The following is a 23,565-nucleotide window of genomic DNA, read 5'->3' as shown; positions in this document are numbered from 1 at the left end:
ATCACTCAAATTGCACAAGCGATCGCCCCGATACAATAATGAAACCGACAGAATCAAGTCTAATCTGGGGCTGACGAATTCCCTCTAGGATGGCTGCATTTAAAGCAGTTTCTATCTTCAATTCTTCAGCTAATGCATTATCCCAACTTTGCTGGTTCAGGCGTAGGCGTAGTTGTTCTACTCTATTGCCTAATTTCTTTTCAGCAACATTAGCACAACTTTGGCACAAGTCAATAAAATCGGGACGATTGGAGAGTAATTCCGAAGAAGTGTTCCGCACTTGATAGCAAAAATTTTGCCATTTACTAGGGTCAACAAAATCGTCAATAATTCCTAAGCGCTCTTTTGCTAGATTGTAATCTCGTCCTTGATTATTGTTTTTATCTTTATATGGACGTTGCAGGATACCTAAGATTGCTTTATCCTCAACAACACGTATTGGCTCCCTACGACCATCAACATAGATAGTTTCTATAATCGGTGGAAATAAAGCATCGACACGTCGCTGCAAGTTTTTGAATTGAGAATTATCTAGTTTGTTATCTAGTAAAACTTGTTTGGCAATTCTTAAATTTGCCTCAACTACATAATTGCATTGGAAACCAAACCACTCCTTCCCTTCTTTTGCATCCCAAGATGCATCAGTGCGCCACATTGCAAAGGCTTCACCTCGGTCATCCCAGTTTATATAGTTTAAGAGTGCTTCGACAAATCCTTCCCCAATCCGAAAGAGTTTAATACCAGAATTCTGATTTGCTACCCTGCGATTATAAGTACCAAATTGGTCTATATAACTATCAGCAAAACGGTTTTTTAACTCATTTATGGGAACCAATGTCCGCGTTGTCGGTTGATAGCGTCGGATCTCTGATGAATCTGGGTTATTGAGTGCCCTGAATCCCAACGCATCACAAATCCAGCCTTCAATTGCTCGTTTAATTTCTAGATGGCAAGCATCGTAATTATCTAAATCTTGAAAATACTGGGTAGCAATTTCATCGTTAGCGTCAATTTCATTTATAGCATTCTGTTCGCTAATTTTTGCTATTTCAGCTTCAATTTGTTTTTTAATTGGCGAAATCATTTCTAACAATCCAGCAGCACTTGATTCAAACAAAACTGTTTCTAATTCTGCAATTTTCTCATCCACATAAAACTGTAAGCTGGCAATTGACTGTTGGAAAATACCAAACCCATCTTTCAATACTTGATACCAAGCATTGTGAGGGCTATCTGGCAAATAGGGGCCAATCAAGGCACAAGATTGGACTCCAATTTTGCTGCCAATCCGGTCAAGTCTGCCAATTCTTTGCTCTAATTGATTAGGCGACCAAGGAAGGTCAAAATGAATTAACCAATCGGCAAACTGGAGGTTACGTCCTTCTTCTCCAGAGCGATCGCATACTAAAATAAAGCAGTTTAGGTTATTCTTGAACTTATTTAAGTCTTCCTCAACTTTGTCTGGTGATTCTCCAAATTGATGTTTAGCTATTGTCTCTGCACCAAAGGTATCAGACAAATACCGGACAATTTCACCGCAAGTTTGCACAAAACTGGTAAATACAATAAATTTGGGCAGAATATCGCCAGTAATTGGTCTCTTGATTCTCTGTTGTATCCTCGTGATGAATTCTTTTTGATTTTTCCGAACATTTGCGGGAATTTTGAAGTACGTACCTAGTTGATTCAGCAGCACTGTTTTCAAATTTTCCGTCCGTTCTCCGTCCTCTTGAGGTTGACGAATAATTTTTAGGAAGGATTGCAGAATCTCTTCTTCCCCTGAGAATTTGGGGGTTGTAGTTAATAGGCGAATATCATCTTCTTTAAACTCCTGGATGAGTTTAGAATCAGGTTTACCAGTTAAACGCGCGGTAATTACCTGCTCTAAAATGCCTAACCAAGTACCAGAAGCTAGAAATAACAACAGGAAAATTCGCTGATATTGCTTTTCACCAGGAGCAACACTACGCCATTGATTGAGCAGTTCGTGGATATCAAGCGATCGCTCGTCTAAATCATACTCTTCTTTCGGCGTAAAATTGCGGTCAAATATCACATCTTCCACCGCAGCGCGACGGTTGCGAAGCATTCGCCGATGTAGTCGATAGGTATCGCTGACGTGAGTGCGAATCGCTTGAACTATTTGGTCTTGCTCAGGAGAATTTGCTTGTAAATTTTCTAAATCATCCGCCAGCTTCAATAAATACTTGTCCTCAGCAAAGAGATTTCGCAGTTGCTGCAAGTTGCTTTTGAGAACAACAGGCTCTGCACCTTCATTAAAAGAAAGCAGAAGTTTACCAATTTGCTGACGACTTTCAACTTTGGCACGAAAACCTGCTAAATCGCCAAGTTTATAGGTTGTTGGGTCGAGCAAGTGTAACATAGCCAGAAAATCCTGCTCATGGTTAAGAACAGGAGTGGCAGATAATAAAAGTAAGCGATCGCTTTTATGAGCAAGTTCTTTGCAAGTCTCAAAACGCTGGCGCACTGTTGCATCCTTAGAGGTTGCCATTGCTGCGATATGATGGGCTTCATCTAAAATTAAGCAGCCTATCCTCGCTTTCAGGTTGATTTTATGGATATCTTCAACCGCTAGCAACGCTACCCGTTTGCCAAAATGGGAGATGTAAAACTTGTTTTCTAACTCAGTCCGCCATTGTTTGAGTAAATATTGCGGAACTAATACCACCGCACCTTTTTTCGGCTCATCGAGGAGGAATTGACGCAGAATTGCACCCGCTTCGATGGTTTTTCCGAGTCCCACCTCGTCTGCTAGCAAGTAGCGTTGAATTGGGTCTTCCAGTACCCGCCTGACTACTTCAACTTGGTGAGGATAAAGATTAATATTTGCCGAAATCAGTCCCGTCATCCCGCGACTGACAGCGCGTTGCTGAATCAAGGATTTCACGAAAGCCAATCTTTTGTCGTGGAAGTAAGGCGTTTCGTGACCCTTCATCGCCAGAGTTTCGATGGGGTCTGTGTTGGGTAAATTGCAACGAACGTAAATGTCTTCAACAGATGCGATCGCAGTTTTCTTATCTGGTAAATCAATTTGATACATTTCTGTGTCTTCATCCCAGATGAAAATTCTGCCAACTATCCATTTATCCTGGGTTTGGGACTTGATATAGCATCGAGCCTGGGGTTCAAGCCTGACTTCAGAGAGCGAATTTAAAGGTAAAGTTTTTTGGAGACGTTGCCCTATGGAGCAGAAATACTCAACGTTCGCATTAGCATCAGATATTTCCGTAACTTTTCCTATACCCAAAGAGTTATTCTGGGACTGTACTAATAAACCGAGCTTAATCATAGATCCAGTCCCCTGAACACACTAAAAGAACCTTCCAGACTAGTTTTTTAACCTATATCTGACAGTTTTGTCGATCAACATTATAGATAATAAACTGGTATTACTGTTTTTGTCGTCATAGCGATGTCTACGACGGGCTATCCCTACGCCCCACCACAGCCAATTAGTAAAATCAGCAATTTTTAGGTAAATAGAAGACGCGCTATGGGCACAGCAATATTCATTGGTGTCAACTTAACGTGAAAGTTACTAAGCAAAAATGCTTTGAGACATTACCTTGTTCATCTCGTTCTCAGTCTACGACTGGAAATGCCCCTGATTGAGGCTCCGCCTCTTTAACTTGCGGCGTAGAGACGTTACATGTAACGTCTCTACATTCGTTTTCACTCCTATGTCTATTGTCAGAGGACGCATTGGCATTGTCAGGGGATACATTGGCATTGTCAGAGGACGCATTGGCATTGTCAGGGGATACATTGGCATTGTCAGAGGATGCATTGGCATTGTCAGAGGATGCATTGGCATTGTCAGGGGATACATTGGCATTGTCAAAGGACGCATTGGCATTGCAGGGTATTGTCGAATTTAATTAACTACGAATTTAGAACTTACGCAGCGTGACTAAAATACGTCATTGCGTTCGCGTAGCGTCTCGTAGAGAAGCAATCTCAAACTTTGTTTTTATATTCTTAGTGCGTAAGTTCTAGAATTAATGAAATGCTGTACTTAGCTGATTATGTGCTGCAACAGATTCACACTTTGGCTTGATAACGCCACGATACAATTAAGGTGATGTAGTTTTATTTACTATGAAGAAAATCAGAGACAACACAATTAAGTTAAATCAATTTTTAAAGTTGATGGGTATAGTGCCAACTGGAGGGCAAGCCAAGCTGATGATTCAAGGTGGCGATGTCCAAGTAAACGGTATGCTGGAAACCCGACGAGGACGGCGACTAGTACCGGGTGATAAAGTTACAATACAAGGACAGACTTTAGAGGTGAATTTGAACAACAATGAAGACCAAGACGTAGTAATAGATTTTGCCGAACAAACCGAGTAAAGGATTTTTATTTCAAATTTACAAGTTCCTCATTTGTCTTGTGAGTAATGCTGCAAATTTCCAACAAAGTTATTATCCCACAGAGTGAGATTGAAATTAGTGCGATTCGTTCGCAAGGAGCGGGAGGCCAAAATGTGAATAAGGTTTCCACTGCGATTCACTTGCGCTTCGATATTGCAGCTTCATCATTACCGGATTATTATAAACAACAGCTTTTAAAGCTGAATGATCGACGCATCACCCAGGAAGGAGTTGTCGTAATCAAAGCGCAGGAACACCGAAGCCAAGAGAACAATCGGGAGTCAGCGTTGAGACGACTTCAAGAACTTATTCAAAACGCAGTTGTAGTGACGATAAAACGCAAACCCACGAAACCAACTCGCAGTTCTCAAAGAAAGCGCCTTGACTATAAAACTAAGCGCGGACAGGTTAAATCTAACAGAGGGCAGGTGACAGATTCTTGATTTATAAATTAAATTTTGCCACTCCATTTGGTCGCAAAATCTAACCAGAGAACTAAGACTAATTCCTTCTATTGACTGTGGTCAAGTTCATGACTTAGTTGGTTAGCTTAAGAATAGCAACTATTAAAGGTGAAAAAAGATGAATAAGACATTACTAACAATTTTGATGCTTGCGCTCTTACTCTTATTCATCATCTCTCCCTTTGCTGCCCTTGCTAGTTTAATGCTAGTAGTGTTTGTTTCGGCGCTTTTCTCTTTATTAGGAAACTTGTTCCAAGCAATAATTGGTGGTGACACCAATCCAAAAGGGTCTTAACAATTTGCCAGAGAAAAGGCTCATCTTCCTATGTGAGTGGACGAATTGAATAATCCATAACTTATGCCCCAAAGTCCGCCTTTGCCAAATTTGGGGTAATTTCACTCAGTGGTGTCGGTAAACCATCAATGCTGACAAGATTTCTCTTCTGTTGAAATTCTCGAACTCCCTCTTCGCCTTTTTTACTGGCCCAGTTTACTAAAGTCTGGCGCTCACCTCGATATTCATAGAGTGGTACGCCAAAACCACAGGAAGTCTGTACTTGTTCAATATCAGCGACGATAATTTGACGAGCTCCAGGCATCGGCAAAAACAGAGAATAGAGGGAGTTCCAGTCTGGAGAACTTGGTAAAATCGTCTTTCCTTGACCGTAAAGACGCAGGATACATGCAGGTTCCTCAAAGGCGCAAAACATGAAGGTTATCCGCCCATTTTCTTGCAAATGGGCTGATGTTTCGTTACCACTGCCTGTAAGGTCTACGTAACCTACTCGGTTGGGAGAGAGGATGCAAAAGCAGCCTAAACCTTTAGGAGAGAGGTTAACATGACCCGTAGGACTCAAAGGTGCAGACCCAACAAAGAAAAGGTGTTGAGCAGCTATAAAGTCTTGCAGTTCGTCAGTAATACAGTCAAAAAACTTGGACATAGACTGTCTGATTTATATTTGCAAATTTCCTATATTCTCAGGCTATGTCTTAGCTAAACATCTAGCAAGCCCTAATTGCCGATGTCTAAGCAAGTGGGGAGTTACAAAGTGTTATTGTCTCATATACCGACTAGCCATTTGGATGGCATCAGCGATATCCACATCACCATCACCGTCAGCATCCAAGAAAGAATTTAGTACAGGATTGCCGCCAGCTTGGGGATTGGTGGCATTGGCACCTGATTGCAAAAACTTTAGCACCAAAGGTACTGCTAAAGGTAGCAATTGTTGAACTATACCAGCATCCAATCCAGTGCGCTGGGCAGCAACTTCAGCTACCTGCTGCTGTATTTGAGAAGAAAACAGTGAATCGACGGCTTCCGGGTTAGGTGAAGTACCAGCATATTGATTCACTAGAGTTTGTGTGGCTTCATTACCATCTGTGGCTTGCTTATCTTGTAAAGCAGAACGTACTTGACCACCCACAATAGACAAAACTGATTGGATGGTAGACGGGTCTGTACCAGTGCGATCGCTCAACTGTTGTACAGTGTTAATAATACCTCCCAGTTGACCTAAGCTGCCTTGTTGATTAGGATTAGCGACGGCACCAAGAATTTGATCGAAAAGTCCCATAAGTTTGTTTTTCCTTTTGTTCTCAAAAAGTTTGTCAAAACTGGCTTGAAGTCTTTTGTGTAGGCGCATCGTAAGTCTACTAAAAGATTAGAACACGCCAAAACATAATATACCTGTCAAAAATTAAATTGCCTAAAGATTAAGATATAAAATTTTATCTTTATAAATCCTAACATTTGCTTGATATAGCTTCTGGGTATTTTACACCATAATAAATCTTGTTGAAGTTCAAAATTTTAAAATTTTATTTATTGTCTCTAAACTATCATCAACTATGCTAAATCATTATTGCTACGTTGATTGAAGATATGTAGGCAGCCTTGAAAACCCTTACTTAGACCTCTTGCAAAAATCCTTGAATCACCCCTCCCCAACCCTCCCCTTTACAAGGGGAGGGAGCAAGATTTCAAGTTTCCCCCCTTTATAAGGGGGGATTAAGGGGGGTCTATTCGACTTATGCAAGAGGTCTAATTATGATCGACTAAAGGCTCAAGTTCCACCCTCAGAACCCCAAGCTTCACCCTCAGAACCTCAAGCTTCACCCTCAAAGGCTCAAGTTCCACCCTCAGAACCTCAAGCTTCACCCTCAGAACCTCAAGCTTCACCCTCAGAACCTCAAGCTTCACCCTCAAAGGCTCAAGTTCCACCCTCAGAACTTCAAGCTTCACCCTCAAAGGCTCAAGCTTCACCCTCAAAGGCTCAAGCTTCACCCTCAAAGGCTCAAGTTTCACCCTCAGAACTTCAAGCTTCACCCTCAGAACCTCAAGCTTCACCCTCAGAACCTCAAGCTTCACCCTCAGAACTTCAAGTTTCACTCTCACTTGTATACTTGGCTCTCATAAACGCAAAAAATGGAGTCAGCGTTGCTGGTTAATCAAAAGCTGCTTCTTACTACTCTGGTAAAAAATACTGAAACTATTAAGATTAGAAGCATCTGCCTACTGAATACCCACTAATCTTTCCCAACCATGCCTCTGTCACGCATAATAACGCTGATTGTTGGTCTGATCGTCATTTTGGGGCTAGCCCTATGGCTAATTGATTCCCTATCGCGCCTCTATTGGCAATTGTCCTATTCGCCGTTGCTAGGCAATTTGCTGCTGTTGCTGCTGATTGTCCTTATAGGAGCGTTGGTTGCTGCTTTTGTTTATTATGTATTGGTGATTCAGTCTGGGGAAAAGCGATCGCGCCGCAACCCGAAGCGAGTGACTGCGGCACAAATTCCTGCTGCTAAATCTGACGCTGCTTCTACAACTCTCCAAGCTGTGCGACAACAGGTAGGGCAAATTCAAGATGAAGTAGCACGCCAGGCTTTATTAAGTCGATCGCGAGAAATTGAAGCGAACTTAGCACGGGGTGAAATTCAAGTAGTGGTATTTGGTACGGGGAGTGCTGGCAAAACTTCTCTAGTTAATGCGATTATGGGACGCATGGTTGGTCAAGTGGATGCACCGATGGGTACAACCCAGGTTGGAGAAACCTATTGTCTACGGTTGAAGGGATTAGAACGCAAGATTTTAATTACAGATACACCAGGGATTTTAGAAGCAGGGGTGGCGGGAACGGAACGGGAACAAATGGCGCGAGAACTGGCAACAGAAGCAGATTTATTGTTATTTGTGGTAGATAATGACTTACGGCGCTCAGAATATGAGCCGCTGCGGGGGTTGGCAGAGATTGGTAAGCGATCGCTTCTGGTACTTAACAAAACTGATCTCTATACAGATGAAGATAAAGAAGCTATCCTCGCTAGGTTGCGTCAACGGGTACTGGGATTTATTGCAACTAATGATGTAGTGGCGATCGCTGCTAATCCCCAACCTGCACAACTAGAAACTGGCGAAACCTTCCAGCCGGAACCGGATATTGTCCCCTTATTGCGGCGCACGGCTGCTGTTTTACGCGCCGAGGGTGAAGATTTGGTAGCAGATAACATTCTTTTGCAATCTCTGCGATTGGGAGACGAGGCGCGAAAACTCATCGATGGCCAGCGTCGCCGTCAAGCTGACAAAATCGTGGAACGTTTTCAGTGGATTGGTGCTGGTGTAGTATCAGTCACGCCGATACCAGTGGTAGATTTGCTGGCGACAGCTGCTGTTAATGCTCAAATGGTTGTGGAAATTGGCAGAGTCTACGGCTGTGAATTGAATATGGAACGGGGACGAGAGTTAGCCCTTTCTTTAGCGAAAACCATCGCCAGTTTGGGCATTGTCAAGGGAGCAATTCAATTATTATCTACAGCTTTACAGCTCAATGTTGCCACCTTTATTATTGGTAGAGCGATTCAAGGCGTGACAGCAGCTTATTTAACGCGAATTGCTGGTAAAAGTTTTATTGAATATTTTCGTCATGATCAAGATTGGGGTGATGGTGGAATGACGGAAGTTGTCCAGCGACAGTTTCAGATTAATCGCAGAGATGAATTTATTAAAGCTTTTATTCAAGAAGCGATCGCGCGGGTAGTGAAGCCGTTAACAGAAAAATCTGAGGTGGTTGAGGAAGATACGGAAGCTGAGGGTTAGGATATTCTGAGAAGAGGAGGGCAATATTTATTTTTGGTAAATTACAGTTGATTTGTAACCGTTTACAGGCTTAACGAGTGAATAAGGGTTACAGGCCAATGGCACTAAGAAAAGCCCAAGGCAGACTGAAGATTAACACCAAGATGCAACCAAGTCAGGAACATAACCTTTGTTACGCGGCTCAAGTCCCCTGCACCAGAAGATGTGTTGACAATGGTACCACCGCCGCTTTTGAGGATCAGGGGAATTTGATACTTCATGCCAAGAAAAACACCTTTCAGGTTGATATTCATCTGGCGATCAAATTCTTCCTCGGTAATATGAGCCAATGGCGTTCCCGCATGTTTGACCCTGCGTTGACATTGCGAACTAAAAAATAATCCAAAATCTCATCTAGATCTTGGCTTGCTTCCTTGGCAATAAAATATTCCATTATCCTTGAGTCTCACGGGCCTTGCGTAATTTATCCTCCAGTCGTGCCATCACCACTTCACCACCTACTACGTCTCCACGTTCGATAGAAGCCAGCCCAGCCGCTAGTTTTTTCTTAGTTTCTTCTTCCCATTCCTGATAACCCTTTTCCCATTATTCCAGCAGTTTCAATGCTTTCACAATGACATCTTCAGCATTTTCATATCTACCTGTAGCAATTCGGGTTTGTATAAATTGCTCGTATTCCGCTTGAAGTTGGATGTTCATAGTTTTTACCTCTAATTAATTAAGAGTGTTACCTAGCCACATTTTCTGTAGCCTGTAAAACTCAGTTGCGGATTATTGCCTCAGCATTTTTCTTGATCAGGTATGGGCGTGAAACTGCACCAAACCCTTCAGCCATTACTTCAATAAGTCTCTTCAGTGGTTCACTAATGCCAGCTAAATCTTTGATTTCCATTTACAGCTACGTATTTTTTATTTCCTAAAAATCGGTGTTTACAATGGTATATATGTACTGATAAGAATTTAACCGTAAAAACACGTAAAATTAATTTTTTTGTGCCGGACTTGGCCCAAATATTCTGTACTCCTATCAATGCTTTCTTTCCTTAAAGTGCGATCGCTCTTGGTTATGTGGGAAACTAACTCTGGAGCGATCGCCGATAATTCAGAATTACAAGTCTTCACAAGGTTACTCGGTTCTACAGTTAGCATTGAACGAGTCGAACATATTTTAAGTGGCGATCGCCGCTGCGCTTATCGTGTTTCTGTCTATGATCAAGCTATTGACTCCTAAGATACACAAGGGCATAAGGGGGAAGAAGGTGTTTGTTTGATATGTTGCGAAAGCAAAAAACGCGCCCGTGAGAGGCTCTTAAGAGTCAGTAAGGCGGCGCAGTTGTGGATCTTGCAGTTTTTTATTGATATAAATTTGCAATTGCTGTAAATCGTAAGTATTAATGCCCTTAAAGAAATATTGAGGATCGCGGTTCTTGAGAGAATCAAGATTTTTAGGCTTTCCCCTACTCATTCTTATCCTTACTTATCATGTACAGCACTCCAATAAACCTGAACGCAGTCCATCCGGTTTGGAAAAACCACATCCAGGAAGGAAACAGTAAGATGCAAGTGAAGTTATACTACGATGCGATCGCCTGCTATCAAAAAGCATTGACTGTTGCAGAAGAGGTATTGCAGGAAGCAACTTCCCACTTAAGTAATTCCGAGGCAATTCATATCTATGTCCTTTCATGTCAGAATCTTGCTAATTGTCATTTGGCGGTGGGACAGTTAATCGAAGCGGAAACTTACTTGCTCAAAGCCCAAAGCAGTGCATCAGATATAATGGGGGCTAATAAGTTACCAATGGAATTTCGGACGCAAGCATATTGTGCGTTCTATGCGACATTTCAAGATTTAGTCAAGTTTTATGAAGCTCTTGGTCGGGAAGATATGCTGTCTGAAATCATCATGCAATCCAAAGAACAAGCACTTAAGTTTCTTGAGCAAGTCCAAGCAACTTTACCAAGCAATTAATAGTGTAAATAATATCAGGTTCGGTTAAACACTTATAATATCTGTAGGTTGGGTTGAGGAACGAAACCTAACATTAACAAGAAGTATTTGTTGGGTTTCACTAGCGTACCCCTACGGGGATCTTGCTACAACCCAACCTACATTGATAGATTTTATTATAAGTAATCACCCGAACTTTATATAACGCTTTTTCATCACTCTGGTCAAAGAAAAATCTGACGTTGCATATAGATTATTACTTCATTATTTGAAGTATAGAGAAATACCTGTATTTCACTAATTCATCCCGCATTTATGCAACGCCGAAATTTTTTATTAATCATATAAACATATATCGTCATATTACAAATTAATAAAATTAGTAAATAATGGTAAAGTAAAATACACTCTTTATAAGCAAAAATACTTAAAAAATCAACTCGCATTTAAAGTATTAAAACTTTGGTTATTTATTTCTAAAGTATTCCGGAAACAGGTGGGAATGTCAGAAGAACTAAATAAAAGGACTTACTGAGTAACCAGGTCATGACCAGCCACATAATCGGTAAATTACTACAAGGGCGTTACCAAATTGTCCAAAGCCTAAGTGCAGGGGTGTTTGGACAAACATACATAGCTGTAGACATAGATTATCCACAGAATCCCAAATGCGTTGTTAAACAGATTAAAGTTAGCAGTTCCGAATCTGGCTACTTGGAGATGCTGAGGTTACTGTTTCTAACTGAAACCCAAACCCTCAAGCTTCTGGGAAGGCATCACCAAATTCCTGAATTCATCACCTGCTTTGAAGAAAACGAGCGATTTTATTTAGTGCAAGAGTGGATTGAAGGACATGCACTGACTGCGGAATTGCCCATCGAGCAACAGTGGGGTTGTCTCTGGAGTGAAAGGGAAGTTGTAGAATTCCTGATAGATGTCTTAGGTGTTCTGCAATTTGTTCACTCTCAAGGCGTGATCCATTGTGACATCAAACCGGAAAACTTGATTAGACGTAATAGCGATTGCAAGTTAGTTCTGATTGACTTTGGCTCAATCCAGTCTGTTGATTTTGGTATAGGTGCAGAGTTGCCCATTTATCGGATTCCCGTCACCTCATTGGGATACATACCACCAGAGCAATTTATTGGTCAAACACAGCCCAACAGTGATATTTATGCTTTGGGTATGATTGCCATCCAGGCTTTAACAGGGCTAGAACCACTACAATTAAAGGCTGATCCTTATACTAATGAAATTGTTTGGCGTTCTGAAAACACGCCAGTTAACGATTATCTAGCCGCTGTTCTCAGTCAAATGATCCGCTACGATTCTCAAAATCGCTTCCAGTCTGTGAGTGATGTACTGCGGGTACTCAAACAAATAACATGGGATAAGCCACCAGAAATATTAGAAGTAGATAATCAATTTCCTCTAGAGGCGGCGATTGAAGATGATAAATCTCGAAATCTTACATCTGAGAAATTATCCCCGTTATTAACAGGAATGAAAGTCGGACTGGCGGCTAATTCTTTGGTGATGGGATTTGGTGTATATTCCTTAATTAATAATGCACCTGCATACTCAGAAACAGAAACTCTATCTCAAGCTACAAAAGAATACCAAGCAGGAGATTTGCAAGAGGCGATCGCACTTGTTAAATCAATTCCTTCCCACAGCAATGTTTATCCAGAAGCCCAAGCCACAGTTGAAGAATGGCAACAACAATGGCAAATAGCTGCACAGCAATACCAAATAGCTCAAACAGCTTTTCATGAGAGCAGATGGTCAGATGTTCTTCATGCTGGTGCTAAAATTCCAAATATTTTATATTGGCAATCTAAAACAGATAAACTAGTTCAGCAAGCATCCATCAACATTGAAGTACAAACGCAAGATTTATTAGTTAAAGCTTACGAAAGTGCCCAGATAAAAGATTTTTCTACTGCATTACAATATCTGCGTCAAATTCCTCAAGAAAGTCGTGCAGGTGCTTTAGTTCAAGAAAAGCTGGCTGAGTACAATAAAAAGCGGCAGATCAGAGCAGCTTACTTTTTGCAGAACGCTTACAAAAAAGCATCTATTGGTGATTTTGATCTGGCTCTGAAATTTCTCCAAAATATTCCCAACGATACTCTAGTTTATGCTCAAGCTCAAGTAAAACTGAATGAGTATACTCAAAAGCAACGCCTGCTGGCTGACTATCAAAAGGTAGCTTTTGCAAAAAGAACAAATTCATTTGTCTCTAAAAACTCAGCTACTAAGATTGAATATCTTCAGGGAGTAAATTACCTGCAAGAGGTGAATATTCGGTAGTTAGAGCAATTTTTAGATGAATGGACTTGTTACATATAGTCTTGAGGCAAAGCCTCCCATTAGGCATTCCCAGTCAGAGACTTCTTTTCGAGAGAAAACCCCAGCCCCATTCTCTACCAGGGTTGGGGGAGAGGTTCTTTTAGGATTACTGAATTGGTGTTCTAGTACATAAAAAAGTGATGTTTTCTTTTATTTAGTTTGCAAATTCTAATTTATCGGATGGGTAGTTCAAGGATAAACTCTATACCTTCATCTGCTTGGGAATGGTATGTGAGCTTGCCGTGATGATTATTAACCACAATTTGGTAAGCAATAGAGAGACCAAGCCCTGTTCCTTTTCCGACGGGTTTGGTTGTGTAAAAGGCATCGAATATTTTTGTTTGGTCTGCTTTATTTATACCTGAGCCATTGTCAGCAACTCTTAAAATAACTTGCTCTCCAATTGCCTCAGTTTTAATTTTAATTATACCATAATATTGATAATTTGTACCCAGGTATTTATTTTTATATATTTCTTCAATGGCATCGATTGCATTACAAATTAAATTCATAAAAACCTGATTAATTTCGCCAGCAAAACACTCAATAAGTGGCAAATCTCCATATTCTTTGATTAGTTGGATAGCTGGGTGGTTAGCATTTTGTTTAAACCGATGTCCGAGAATGAGTAATGTACTTTCTAACCCTTCATGCAAGTTAGCTAGTTTCTTGCCATCTTCTCTGTGTCGCGAGAAGTTGTTCAAATATGACACAATTTCTGTAACGCGATTTGTACCAACTTGCATGGATTGAATAATTTTAGATAAATCATTTAACAAAAAGTTGAGATCGCTTTTTTGAATTGCATTTTGAATTTCATTTGGGGGTTCGGGCAGATATTTTTGATAGAGATACAGTAAATTAACTATCTCATGTACATACTGTTCAACAAATTTTAAGTTGCCAGCTATAAAATTGATAGGATTATTAACTTCATGAGCAATTCCTGCTGTCAGTTGGCCTAAAGCTGCTACCTTTTCTGCTTGAATCAGTTGAGTTTGAGTCTGTTGTAATTCGACGTTTTTAGCAATTAAGGTTTTCGCCAAATTTCTCAACTTTAGGTGATTTTCGATCCGCACCAAGACTTCTTCATGCTGAAAAGGTTTGGTAATGTAGTCTACAGCTCCCAATTGCAAACCTTTAACTTTATCAGCAGTTTCTGACAGGGCTGTCATAAAAATGATCGGAATATCTTGGACACGAGGATTGCTTTTTAGCTGTTTACAGGTTTCAAAACCATCTATACCCGGCATCATCACATCCAGCAAGATTAAATCAGGTAAATCATCATTTTCTAATCGCTGAAGGGCTTTTTCACCGCTGCGTGCTGCCCAAACTTCAAAGCTAGACTGATCCAGAAAGCTGGATAAAACTTGTAAATTGGTAGGGTTATCGTCAACGACTAAAATAACTCCCCTGGAAGGAGCGTAATTGATAGAATTATTTTGGTCTCCAATAGTCGTTTTCATACTGTTTCCACCGCATATTGACTCAAGAAACTGAGGATTAAATCTTCATCAAATTGCCTTGCTAGTTGTCGTAGTTCGTTAGCAAATGGCGCGAAGATTGTGTCTGTTTCCTCAAGTTGATCAGTCAACTTGAGAATGGCATTGAAGTTACCTTTACTGGCTAAGGTGACTAGTTCCTGCAACACTTTGGGGGAAGGAGGGGTTAATTGAGCAGATTGGCTATTTGCTGTCGTCGCTTCTTTGGCTTTTTCTTCATCAGGCTGAGATTGCTTGTAAATCCATACCAAATTTAAGTGGCGTTCTAATTGATGCAATAATTCATTTACCTGTATAGGTTTGCTGAGGAAGTCGTTACCTCCAGCTTGCAGGCTTCGATGTTGGTCGGCTTCAAAAACACTAGCGGAAGAGACGATAATTAAGACATCCTGAATTTCTGGAGTGTGACGCAGGTGTTTAATTAATTCAAACCCATCCATTTCTGGCATCAGCAAATCTGTGATGATTAAGTCTGGCTTGAGGGCGATCGCTTTTTCTAAACCATCTTTACCGTTGCTGGCTTCAACTACATTAAAACCCAGTGGTTGCAGTAAGTTTGTAATCACTGTGCGATTCTCCCAGCGATCGTCAACCATCAGAATCGTGTAGGGGCTACCCTCAAAGCCAATGATTTGTTTCTCTGATGAAGCGATCGCAGATTGTACCCAGTCAGTCGCTTCGGGAATCTCCAATTCAAACCAGAAGCTACTCCCCTGACCGATCTGACTCTTAACATGGATATCGCTACCCATCATCTGTACTAACTGCTGAGTGATAGCTAAACCCAGCCCTGTGCCTTCAGCTTGGCGCTTTTTCTCACCTACTTGTTCAAATGGCAAGAAAATTTTGCTCAATTCAGTGGGAGTTATACCAATTCCCGTATCTTCTACAGTACAGCGAAGGCGATGTTTCACTGTCTGCCCATCATTAGGAGGTTGATCGATTACTTCAATATTGAAAGTAACCTGACCTTCATCTGTAAATTTGATGGCATTTCCCAACAGATTCAATAGCACCTGACGTAATCTTTTGACATCAACATGAACCCCTGTAGGCAAATTGATCGCGGGTTCATAGACAAACAAAATGCCCTTTTCTTTTGTCCGAATGTGGCATATTTCGACAATTCCTTGGAGAAAAGATGGAAAATGCACATCATGGGGATACAGTTCTAGCTTTTTCGCTTCAATTTTGGAGAGATCCAAAATGTCATTAATTAAAGTCAGCAGATGAGAGCCGCATTGTTCAATAATATTGACGTGATATTGCTCTTGATTAGGTAAAGCTGGAGAACGCAGTAAAATTTGGGCACAACCAAGAATGCCATTCAAGGGCGTTCGCAGTTCATGACTCATGTTAGCTAAAAATTCGCTTTTAGCATGGTTGGCTGTATCAGATGCAGCTTTAGACTTTTTCAGTTCAGCTTGTTCAAATGCTTGTACCTGCCACAAGACAGTAATCATGGTGACTGTCAGTCCACCGACAATTAAGGCAATCAAATCGAGGAATTGCAATCGAGATTCGATATTTTGGCGGGGAATCACTAAAGCCACAGACCAATTAGCGGCTTGCAACGGCAGATAAGCTACATACTTTTTAGTGCCGTCAATTTCCATCAACTCAATTCCGTGTTGTTTGTTTACCATCCGTTGGGCGATCGCATTTAAATTGCGATCGCGCATTTTCAGCAGGCTGGGTGCAGGTTTTTCTACGGTTGACATTAACGCCGAGTTAGGATGGACGATTGCTTGTCCTTGGGAATTGAGGGCAAAAGCATAGCTGTTCGTATCATAGTGCAGGGAGTTGACAACCTCGGCAATGTGATCGACTCTCACATTGCCCTGGAACGCCCCGATCGGTGAATTACTGCTAGCAGAATTTGACCAGATCGGGGTGGAGATCGCAATTAAAGGAATTCCTGTAGAACGGCTAATGAAGGGGTCAGAAATGTTCCTCTTTCCCGCAATTGCTTTTTTAAAGTAGTCTCGATCCTGAATATTTTTATTTGATCGACCAACTTGTGTATTGGAATATGAACCATCTGGATTAGCTATTTGGAAAAGGAAAAATTCATTGATCCGTTTAACTTCTGCCTTTAAATAGGTGTTTGCCACAGACCAATTTAAGGAGCGGACAGTTGAAGTATTAGCTAGGGTTTCTACCTCCACTTGGCGAACGTATAACCACTGATCAATTTTAGTAACCCCTCTCTGTACCTCTACAAAAGCGCTCTGTCTCAAATCTTTGAGCATCAAATTTCTAGCAGCTTGATAGCTGAAATAAGCAGAAATACTGACTACAAGGGTAGTGCCGCCAAGAATAAATCGAATCAGGAAATTTCGGGAGGGATGATTTCCTTTGTCAGATAATGATAGGCTGGAGTTTTGTTGTATCAAGGGTTAGCTCCTTAATCACATAGTTCGGTAAGAGAAAATTCTAGGTTATCTTTAGATTGCCCAAGAAATTACCGACGCTCACAGCTTTTGGTAAAATAGTCAAGAAATTTATAGTAATGCTGTGGATTAGAATTTTTTATTTAAAAATATTCTTGAAAATCAACTAGAATTCTAATTCTTGCTTCTAAGAAGTATTCTTAATACATAAGTTTTGCATACTAAGCGATCGCACACTAACAAACCAATCAATGGAATATGTGCAATCAGGCAAGCCTTAGATATAAAATCGCGATCGCCTAATATTTAAACAGTCAGGCTAAATTAGAAACAAAATCAGCAGGAAAAGTAAATATCATAAGTATCAAAGGTCTGTTTTTGTAATTTTGCAGTCTCAGCAAGCTCATACTTTACAACATTTGCACGCTGCCGCTTTTATATAGCACTTCTCGAAACATGGGGTAAAATCCCCTTGTTAAAAATAGGCAAACTGACGCCACAGTCTACTAAGGTGTCCTCTGCGGTGGATTAGTAGGATTAGGGACTGGGATAATTGGCACAATTATAGGCTTTGGTTTCTCGCCTTGCAGTTGAATCTGGGCTTGATTGCGGGCGTCTATTGCTTGTTGGTAATTAGGCTTGTATTTTATTGCTTGATTGTAAGATGCGATCGCATCTTGATACCGTTTCAAATTTAATAGCGCATTACCTCTGCTATACCAGCTTTCAAAATTGTCTGGTTTATAACGAACTGCCTTATTATAAGATGCGATCGCATCTGCGTATTTTTGCAAATTGTATTGCGAATTCCCCAGGTTATACCATAGTTGATAATCGTTTCTCTTAAGTGTTGCTGCTTTATTATAAGATTTTATTGCTTCTTCATAGCGTTGGGTTTGATGCAGCGACCAGCCCAGATTATACCATGCTTGATAGTTACTAGGATTGTATTTAATTACTTGATTAAAAGATTCAATTGCTTCTGGATAACGTTGTAAATTCATGAGGATATTACTTCTCGCCAACCAAGCTTGATAATAATTTGGCTGGTATTGCACTGCTTTATCATAAGCTGTGAACGCATCTCTGTAGCGTTGCAACTTGACTAGCGCGTTTCCCCAATTATACCAAGCTTGCTCGTAGTCTGGTTTGAAATCAACGACTTTTTCATAGGCTGCGATCGCTTGCTCATATTGTTGAGAATTCTGTAAGGCTAATCCTTTTTTATACCAAGCTTCATAATTATCTGGCTTGAATTCAATCGCTTTTTCATAAGATTTAATTGCTTGATCATATTGGTTTAAATTACTTAAAGCTTCACCCTTAGCATTCCAGACTTCTGAGTTTTTATCATTTAATTGTAAAGCTTTGTCAAAAGAGGCGATCGCTTCTTTATCTCGCTGTAAACTTACCAATACAAAGCCTCGTCCGCTCCAAGCTTCAAAATAATCTGGCTGAATTTGAATTGCTTTATCATATACAGCTAATGCTTCTTTATATTTTTTTAATTTATACAGCGTTTTGCCTTGACCATTCCATCCTTGAGCATAATCTGGTCTAATATTAATGGCTTTTTCATATACTTCTAATGCGTCTTGATAGCGTTGCAAATCAAAAAATGTATTTCCTTGCTTAGATAATTCTATGGCGTTATTTGAATTAATGTAATTAAAAATAAATATTGATGCTACTCCACTGACCCCAATAAAAAATATTGCTAGTAAAATTTTAACTAATATTCCTTTTTTCGGCTGGGTTTTGGTTATATTATTTGGTGCAGAAATAGGAGTTAACGCTATTGTCTGAGCAGGTGGTTGGGTTAACTCTTTCAACGCTTGTAATGCCACTGTTGCCGAAGGATAGCGTTGCCGAAAGTCGTAGCACACCATTTTATCTAAGAATTGAGCAAATTCTGGTGTTACTGTGGCTTGATTGTGCCAAATGATTTCATTATTATCAGCATCTTTTACTATTTCCTCTGGTAATAATCCAGTCAAAGCTTGAATAGCAATTATTCCCGCAGCATAAATATCACTGCTTAATTTTGGTGTACCATGAGCTTGTTCACTAGGAATATATCCAGGCGTACCTATAGCAACGGTACCTCTAATTGAGCCTTCAGGAGTAATCACCTGGGTAGTAATCTGTTTAACTGCACCAAAATCAATTAAGATTAATTTGCCATCCTGGTGGCGTCTGAGGATATTTCCGGGATTAACATCACGGTGAATTACATTCTGTTGATGGACAAATTCTAGGATTGTCAAAATTTCTTGCAAAAGTGAAATTACTTGGTCTTGAGTTAGGGTTTTACCTGGTATTAATTCTTGACTCAAGTCATGGCCTTCGATCAATTCCTGTACGAGATAGAATTCGGCATTTTCTTCAAAGTAAGCTAAAAGTTGGGGAATGCGATCGTGAGTTCCTAATTTATATAGAACTTGTGCTTCTGTATCAAATAAACGCCTAGCTGTCTCCAAAGTTACTGGATCAGTTGCCTGAAGCTTAAGTTTCTTGACAACACATTCAGGTGATCCGGGTAATTGAGTATCATAAGCCACAAATGTTTCACCAAAACCCCCTCCTCCCAAGTTACTAATAATTTGGTATCTTCCAACAAGTGTGTTTCCTAGCATCTCGTTTGCCTAATTAAGTGCGATGCGATCTGATTTCAATCTTGCCACAAGTTAAGCAGAAGTGAGGGAGTGGGGAGTAGGGAGCAGATAGGGAACCGCTTGGATCATGACTTGTTTGGTGTTTCTTAATTACGAATTACGTTAGCGAGTTTTTGAGCGTCATTACAAATTAGTATGATTCCTATTAGTGATAATATTCGTTGTCGGAGTAAACCGATTATTAATTACTGGCTGATTGGCATTAATATTGCCATATTTTTATGGGAAATTAAACTAGAATTAAGTGATGAATTGGGGTATTTTGTCAATAGTTGGGGGGTGATTCCAGCCCAAACTAGTAGCGCAATTACAAATGCACTCTTTTTCAACAACTCTGCTGCTTGGATAATTGTAATTTGGCGAACATTCTCACTACTTTTAGGAATATTTCTACATGGCAGTTTTAGTCAAATATTGGGAAATCTGTTATTTTTGTGGGTTTTTGGGAAGACTGTAGAAAATATTCTGGGACATAAACGCTATCTAGGATTTTATCTGGCTGCTGGAGTGATTACAGGGATAGTCCAAATTCTGGCTGAACCGAATTTGACAGTACCATTGATTGGGGCAAATGGCGCGATCGCAGCTGTTTTAGGAGCATATGTTCTGAAATTTCCTAAAGCTCAAATTGACACAATTTTGCCGCTAATAATCTTGTATATCCCCATCGAACTCCCAGCCTTTTTCTATATATTTTGGTGGTTTGTGCAACAATTATTTTACGGGATAGGCAGTTTAAACATTCCCCCTGTTGGTGTAAATCAATCGGGTGTTGTCTTCTGGGGGCAGGTTGTAGGATTATTGATTGGTGCAGCTTTCATGCGATTAAAAAGATGACTGACTAATAAATCACTGTTGGATGCAAAGCGTCTTGCTCTTAGACATCGCTCTGAATATCAGAGAATGTCTTTTGGCTAAAATTTCTATGTACCTTTTGATGGATGTATTTTTAAGCGAAAAAACCCATACTGCTAAAGCTAGAGGATGCCTACTCTTCAAATCGGTATTGTTGAGTTATGAGCAGTGTATAAGATGTCAAATGTTGATAAAACTAACTTTCAAGTCACTGATGAATTAGCAGTTATGCGGCAGCGTGTGGCTGAGTTAGAGCAATCAGAAATATCTTATCAAGAAAGGCAAGCAGCGCTTGAAGAACAACTAACGAAACTAGAAACAGAACTGGCAATAGCAACACAGAATCCCCAGATTAAAGTTGTCGAGTATGGCATTAAATCGGATATTCAACAGGGAATATCCACAGCCTTTAATCTCCCAACAGATGTGGCAGTGAGTTTACAGCAACTCCAACAAGAAATTGCACAGCAACAGCAGGTAGAAGTTTCTTTGAGGGAGAGTGAAGAACGGCTGAGGCTAGCTTTAGATGCTTCCCAGATGGGCTTGTGGGATTGGAATATTGTTAGCAATCAAGTTATCTGGTCTGAAAATCATGAAGTGCTTTTTGGTCTGCTTCCAGGAAGTTTTGAGGGCACTTATGAGGCGTTTCTGAAGTGCGTTTATCGTGAAGACAGGCAATCTGTAATGCAAGTTATTGCCCAGGCTTTAAGACAAAAGACTGACTACAGCAATGAATATCGTATAGTTCGATTAGATCAAACTGTACATTGGATTTCTGCTAAGGGAAAATTTATTTATGACGCTCAGGGACAAGCGGTGCGAATGATCGGAGTTTGTATGGAAACTACTGTGTGCAAGCAGGCAGAAGAAAGTACTCGTGAACTAACAACCCAAGTCCAAGAACAGGCAAATATTTTAAATGCTATCCTCACTGCATCAGTCGATCACATTTATATCTTTAATCGCCGAGGTTGCTATCAGTATGTCAGTCGTGATGGAGCTACTCTACTAGGCTTAAAGCCCCAGGATATCATCGGAAAAACTTTGCAAGAACTGGATTTACCTACAGACCTTGTAGAGCAGGTAGATAATCAACGACAAGCAGTGATGAAAACTGGGCAGCCGATTAAGGATGAGTGTGAATATCTTACCGCTGATGGAGTACATTATTATGAATACATCCTCACGGCATTACGGAGTTCTAATCAAACTCTTGAAGGCGTAATTAGTGTTTATCACGATATTACCGAACGCAAACGGGCAGAAAAATCATTACGTGAAAGTGAAGCGCGATTCCGGCGTTTATTTGAATCTAATCTGATCGGGGTCGCTTTTTGGAATGTGGATGGCTTTATTATTGATGCCAATGATGCCTTTCTTCAACTAGCTGGCTACACTCGTGATCAGTTTGCCACCTTAGATAGAATTAATTGGAGAGAACTTACTCCTGTCGAGTATAAAGATTTAGACGATCGCGCCCTCTTGGAAGTGCAAGCCACTGGAGTTTCCAGTATTTATGAGAAAGAGTACCTCCACCGCAACGGGAAGCGAGTCCCAATTGTTTTGGGGATAGCCTTGCTGAATGACTCCCAGGATAATTGTGTTGCTTTTGTACTGGATATTAGCGATCGCAAATCAGCCGAGAAAGAATGCGATCGCCTCCTCGAACGCGAAAAAACAGCACGCCAACAAGCAGAAATCGCCAACAAAATCAAAAATGAATTTTTGGGGGTTCTCTCCCATGAACTGCGAACCCCACTTAACTCCCTTCTGGGATGGTCGAAAATGCTGCGGACTCGCAAGTTTGATGAAAAAACCACTAATCACGCTTTGGAAACCATTGAACGCAACGCTAAATTACAAACCCAGCTAATTGAAGATTTGTTGGATGTGTCTCGCATCCTCCAAGGAAAATTAAACTTGAATATCTGTCCGGTAAGCTTGGTAATGGTGGTTGAAGCAGCACTAAAGACAGTACAACTAGCGGCACAAGTTAGATCAATTCAAATTCAGACTATAGTTGATCCCACTTTAAGACAAGTGATGGGCGACCCAAATCGGCTGCAACAAGTTGTATGGAACTTGCTCTCCAATGCAGTAAAATTTACACCAACAGGAGGACGGGTAGAAATTCGACTCATGGAAGCTGCTAACCAAGCTCAAATTCAGGTCAGCGATACAGGTAAGGGAATTTCGCCAGACTTCTTGTCTTATGTGTTCGATTACTTTCGCCAAGCTGATAGCACAACTACTCGGACATTTGGTGGATTAGGTTTAGGATTAGCGATCGTGCGTAAGATTGTAGAAATGCATGGGGGAAAAGTTCAAGCCGAAAGTCCTGGAGAAGGATCGGGTGCAACCTTCACTGTTGAACTACCCCTTTTAGTCAGAAGTGAAGATGTCAGGTGTGAAGAGAATGAGTCTTTAGATTGTGAGCCGGAATCCTCGCTCCTTTCAAACACTCAAATTTTGGTCGTAGACGATGAACCCGATATCCGTGACTTAATTACCTTTATTTTACAAGACTACGGTGCAGAAGTAACCGCCGTATCCTCAGCACAGGAAGCATTACAAGCGCTATCTAAGTCGATACCAGATGTTTTAATTAGCGATATTGGAATGCCAAAGACAGACGGTTATATGCTGATGCGGGAAGTGAGGGCGCGATCGCCTCAACAAGGAGGAAACGTACCAGCGATCGCTTTGACGGCTTATGCAGGGGAAATGAATCAACAGCAAGCGTTAACAGCAGGATTTCAAATGCATATTTCTAAACCAGTAGATCCAGATGTATTGCTGAAAGCGATCGCTGATTTAATTGAGCCAAGCTGATACAGGTAAGCGTCCCAGAGGCTTTTCATAACTTTAGTGTTGTAT

The 23,565-nt window shown here is 40.7% G+C and carries 20 protein-coding genes and 1 pseudogene; 10 read left to right on the top strand and 11 right to left on the bottom strand.

The features are described 5' to 3' along the window. Position 1: 1 nt before the first annotated feature. On the bottom strand, positions 2-3,310 hold the full coding sequence (dpdE, locus tag V7K21_RS28930; protein ID WP_335179306.1) for a protein DpdE: 3,309 nt from the start codon (positions 3,308-3,310) through the stop codon (positions 2-4). A 391-nt stretch (positions 3,311-3,701) separates the two neighbouring features. Between dpdE and V7K21_RS28925 the strand changes: the two genes are divergently transcribed. The 4 genes from V7K21_RS28925 (at position 3,702) to V7K21_RS28910 (ending at position 5,154) form a co-directional block, all read left to right on the top strand. Further along, entirely contained in the window at positions 3,702-3,899 is a 198-nt protein-coding gene (locus tag V7K21_RS28925; RefSeq protein WP_335179304.1) for a hypothetical protein, read from the top strand. 220 nt (positions 3,900-4,119) lie between these two features. Continuing rightward, positions 4,120-4,374 (top strand): RNA-binding S4 domain-containing protein, encoded by a 255-nt coding sequence (locus V7K21_RS28920; protein ID WP_273767590.1) that lies wholly within the window; start codon positions 4,120-4,122, stop codon positions 4,372-4,374. 47 nt (positions 4,375-4,421) lie between these two features. Then, positions 4,422-4,838 carry an alternative ribosome rescue aminoacyl-tRNA hydrolase ArfB gene (arfB, locus tag V7K21_RS28915; RefSeq protein ID WP_335179302.1) on the top strand — a complete coding sequence of 139 codons (417 nt, stop codon included), beginning with the start codon at positions 4,422-4,424 and terminating at the stop codon, positions 4,836-4,838. 139 nt (positions 4,839-4,977) lie between these two features. Beyond that, positions 4,978-5,154 (top strand): hypothetical protein, encoded by a 177-nt coding sequence (locus tag V7K21_RS28910; protein WP_335179299.1) that lies wholly within the window; start codon positions 4,978-4,980, stop codon positions 5,152-5,154. A gap of 61 nt (positions 5,155-5,215) precedes the next feature. Here the strand turns inward: V7K21_RS28910 and V7K21_RS28905 are convergent, their stop codons facing one another. From V7K21_RS28905 to V7K21_RS28895, 3 genes are all read right to left on the bottom strand, one after another. Further along, positions 5,216-5,800 carry a pyridoxamine 5'-phosphate oxidase family protein gene (locus V7K21_RS28905; protein ID WP_335179296.1) on the bottom strand — a complete coding sequence of 195 codons (585 nt, stop codon included), beginning with the start codon at positions 5,798-5,800 and terminating at the stop codon, positions 5,216-5,218. A gap of 111 nt (positions 5,801-5,911) precedes the next feature. Continuing rightward, positions 5,912-6,436 (bottom strand): DUF937 domain-containing protein, encoded by a 525-nt coding sequence (locus V7K21_RS28900; protein ID WP_298907110.1) that lies wholly within the window; start codon positions 6,434-6,436, stop codon positions 5,912-5,914. 467 nt (positions 6,437-6,903) lie between these two features. After that, on the bottom strand, positions 6,904-7,251 hold the full coding sequence (locus tag V7K21_RS28895) for a hypothetical protein (RefSeq protein ID WP_335179291.1): 348 nt from the start codon (positions 7,249-7,251) through the stop codon (positions 6,904-6,906). 153 nt (positions 7,252-7,404) lie between these two features. Here V7K21_RS28895 and V7K21_RS28890 point away from each other — a divergent pair, with 153 nt between their 5' ends. Further along, complete coding sequence (locus V7K21_RS28890; protein ID WP_335179288.1) at positions 7,405-8,958, top strand: YcjF family protein; 1,554 nt, start codon at positions 7,405-7,407, stop codon at positions 8,956-8,958. Positions 8,959-9,062: 104 nt separating this feature from the next. Here V7K21_RS28890 and V7K21_RS30915 read toward each other — a convergent pair whose 3' ends face one another. The 3 genes and pseudogenes from V7K21_RS30915 to V7K21_RS28875 all read right to left on the bottom strand — a co-directional run bounded on the left by V7K21_RS30915 (position 9,063) and on the right by V7K21_RS28875 (position 9,850). Then, positions 9,063-9,287 (bottom strand): SDR family NAD(P)-dependent oxidoreductase, encoded by a 225-nt coding sequence (locus V7K21_RS30915; RefSeq protein WP_442948934.1) that lies wholly within the window; start codon positions 9,285-9,287, stop codon positions 9,063-9,065. A 103-nt stretch (positions 9,288-9,390) separates the two neighbouring features. Then, positions 9,391-9,657 (bottom strand): annotated as a pseudogene (locus V7K21_RS28880) (ribbon-helix-helix domain-containing protein). A gap of 61 nt (positions 9,658-9,718) precedes the next feature. Continuing rightward, a complete protein-coding gene (locus V7K21_RS28875; protein ID WP_335179286.1) occupies positions 9,719-9,850 on the bottom strand; it encodes a hypothetical protein in 132 nt (43 codons plus the stop codon). Positions 9,851-9,988: 138 nt separating this feature from the next. On the opposite strand from V7K21_RS28875, the gene V7K21_RS28870 reads away from it, so the two are divergent. Beyond that, on the top strand, positions 9,989-10,189 hold the full coding sequence (locus V7K21_RS28870) for a hypothetical protein (protein ID WP_335179284.1): 201 nt from the start codon (positions 9,989-9,991) through the stop codon (positions 10,187-10,189). Between the two features lie 78 nt (positions 10,190-10,267). Here V7K21_RS28870 and V7K21_RS28865 read toward each other — a convergent pair whose 3' ends face one another. Continuing rightward, positions 10,268-10,423 (bottom strand): hypothetical protein, encoded by a 156-nt coding sequence (locus V7K21_RS28865; protein ID WP_335179281.1) that lies wholly within the window; start codon positions 10,421-10,423, stop codon positions 10,268-10,270. Positions 10,424-10,515: 92 nt separating this feature from the next. Here V7K21_RS28865 and V7K21_RS28860 point away from each other — a divergent pair, with 92 nt between their 5' ends. Further along, positions 10,516-10,929 (top strand): hypothetical protein, encoded by a 414-nt coding sequence (locus V7K21_RS28860; RefSeq protein WP_335179279.1) that lies wholly within the window; start codon positions 10,516-10,518, stop codon positions 10,927-10,929. Positions 10,930-11,454: 525 nt separating this feature from the next. Next, the gene (locus V7K21_RS28855) at positions 11,455-13,221 is read left to right on the top strand and encodes a serine/threonine-protein kinase (RefSeq protein ID WP_335179277.1); all 1,767 of its coding nucleotides are present in this window, start codon (positions 11,455-11,457) and stop codon (positions 13,219-13,221) included. 212 nt (positions 13,222-13,433) lie between these two features. Here the strand turns inward: V7K21_RS28855 and V7K21_RS28850 are convergent, their stop codons facing one another. The 3 genes from V7K21_RS28850 to V7K21_RS28840 form a co-directional block, all read right to left on the bottom strand. Then, positions 13,434-14,729: a hybrid sensor histidine kinase/response regulator gene (locus tag V7K21_RS28850; RefSeq protein WP_335179275.1), complete on the bottom strand. Its 1,296-nt coding sequence runs from the start codon at positions 14,727-14,729 to the stop codon at positions 13,434-13,436. Continuing rightward, positions 14,726-17,161 carry a hybrid sensor histidine kinase/response regulator gene (locus tag V7K21_RS28845; protein ID WP_335179273.1) on the bottom strand — a complete coding sequence of 812 codons (2,436 nt, stop codon included), beginning with the start codon at positions 17,159-17,161 and terminating at the stop codon, positions 14,726-14,728. The genes V7K21_RS28850 and V7K21_RS28845 overlap by 4 nt, the downstream gene beginning before the upstream one ends. Positions 17,162-17,664: 503 nt before the next feature. Beyond that, entirely contained in the window at positions 17,665-19,794 is a 2,130-nt protein-coding gene (locus V7K21_RS28840) for a tetratricopeptide repeat protein (protein ID WP_335179271.1), read from the bottom strand. A 174-nt stretch (positions 19,795-19,968) separates the two neighbouring features. Between V7K21_RS28840 and V7K21_RS28835 the strand changes: the two genes are divergently transcribed. Beyond that, a complete protein-coding gene (locus V7K21_RS28835) occupies positions 19,969-20,670 on the top strand; it encodes a rhomboid family intramembrane serine protease (protein ID WP_335179268.1) in 702 nt (233 codons plus the stop codon). A 195-nt stretch (positions 20,671-20,865) separates the two neighbouring features. Beyond that, positions 20,866-23,520, top strand: coding sequence for a PAS domain-containing hybrid sensor histidine kinase/response regulator (locus V7K21_RS28830; protein ID WP_335179266.1), 2,655 nt, complete (start codon positions 20,866-20,868; stop codon positions 23,518-23,520). Positions 23,521-23,565: the final 45 nt, after the last annotated feature.

This window comes from Nostoc sp. (assembly GCF_036919595.1).
GTDB lineage: Bacteria > Cyanobacteriota > Cyanobacteriia > Cyanobacteriales > Nostocaceae > Nostoc.
The sequence above is the reverse complement of the archived record's forward strand: the minus strand, read 5'-3'. Positions and strand labels throughout refer to the sequence as shown.

Excerpts from the sequence above, each read along its gene's own strand:
- dpdE (WP_335179306.1), bottom strand. The coding sequence starts at position 3,310 with ATGATTAAGCTCGGTTTATTAGTACAGTCCCAGAATAACTCTTTGGGT.
- V7K21_RS28925 (WP_335179304.1), top strand. The coding sequence starts at position 3,702 with ATGTCTATTGTCAGAGGACGCATTGGCATTGTCAGGGGATACATTGGC.
- V7K21_RS28920 (WP_273767590.1), top strand. The coding sequence starts at position 4,120 with ATGAAGAAAATCAGAGACAACACAATTAAGTTAAATCAATTTTTAAAG.
- arfB (WP_335179302.1), top strand. The coding sequence starts at position 4,422 with ATGCTGCAAATTTCCAACAAAGTTATTATCCCACAGAGTGAGATTGAA.
- V7K21_RS28910 (WP_335179299.1), top strand. The coding sequence starts at position 4,978 with ATGAATAAGACATTACTAACAATTTTGATGCTTGCGCTCTTACTCTTA.
- V7K21_RS28905 (WP_335179296.1), bottom strand. The coding sequence starts at position 5,800 with ATGTCCAAGTTTTTTGACTGTATTACTGACGAACTGCAAGACTTTATA.
- V7K21_RS28900 (WP_298907110.1), bottom strand. The coding sequence starts at position 6,436 with ATGGGACTTTTCGATCAAATTCTTGGTGCCGTCGCTAATCCTAATCAA.
- V7K21_RS28890 (WP_335179288.1), top strand. The coding sequence starts at position 7,405 with ATGCCTCTGTCACGCATAATAACGCTGATTGTTGGTCTGATCGTCATT.
- V7K21_RS28875 (WP_335179286.1), bottom strand. The coding sequence starts at position 9,850 with ATGGAAATCAAAGATTTAGCTGGCATTAGTGAACCACTGAAGAGACTT.
- V7K21_RS28870 (WP_335179284.1), top strand. The coding sequence starts at position 9,989 with ATGCTTTCTTTCCTTAAAGTGCGATCGCTCTTGGTTATGTGGGAAACT.
- V7K21_RS28865 (WP_335179281.1), bottom strand. The coding sequence starts at position 10,423 with ATGAGTAGGGGAAAGCCTAAAAATCTTGATTCTCTCAAGAACCGCGAT.
- V7K21_RS28860 (WP_335179279.1), top strand. The coding sequence starts at position 10,516 with ATGCAAGTGAAGTTATACTACGATGCGATCGCCTGCTATCAAAAAGCA.
- V7K21_RS28855 (WP_335179277.1), top strand. The coding sequence starts at position 11,455 with ATGACCAGCCACATAATCGGTAAATTACTACAAGGGCGTTACCAAATT.
- V7K21_RS28850 (WP_335179275.1), bottom strand. The coding sequence starts at position 14,729 with ATGAAAACGACTATTGGAGACCAAAATAATTCTATCAATTACGCTCCT.
- V7K21_RS28840 (WP_335179271.1), bottom strand. The coding sequence starts at position 19,794 with ATGCTAGGAAACACACTTGTTGGAAGATACCAAATTATTAGTAACTTG.
- V7K21_RS28835 (WP_335179268.1), top strand. The coding sequence starts at position 19,969 with ATGATTCCTATTAGTGATAATATTCGTTGTCGGAGTAAACCGATTATT.
- V7K21_RS28830 (WP_335179266.1), top strand. The coding sequence starts at position 20,866 with ATGTCAAATGTTGATAAAACTAACTTTCAAGTCACTGATGAATTAGCA.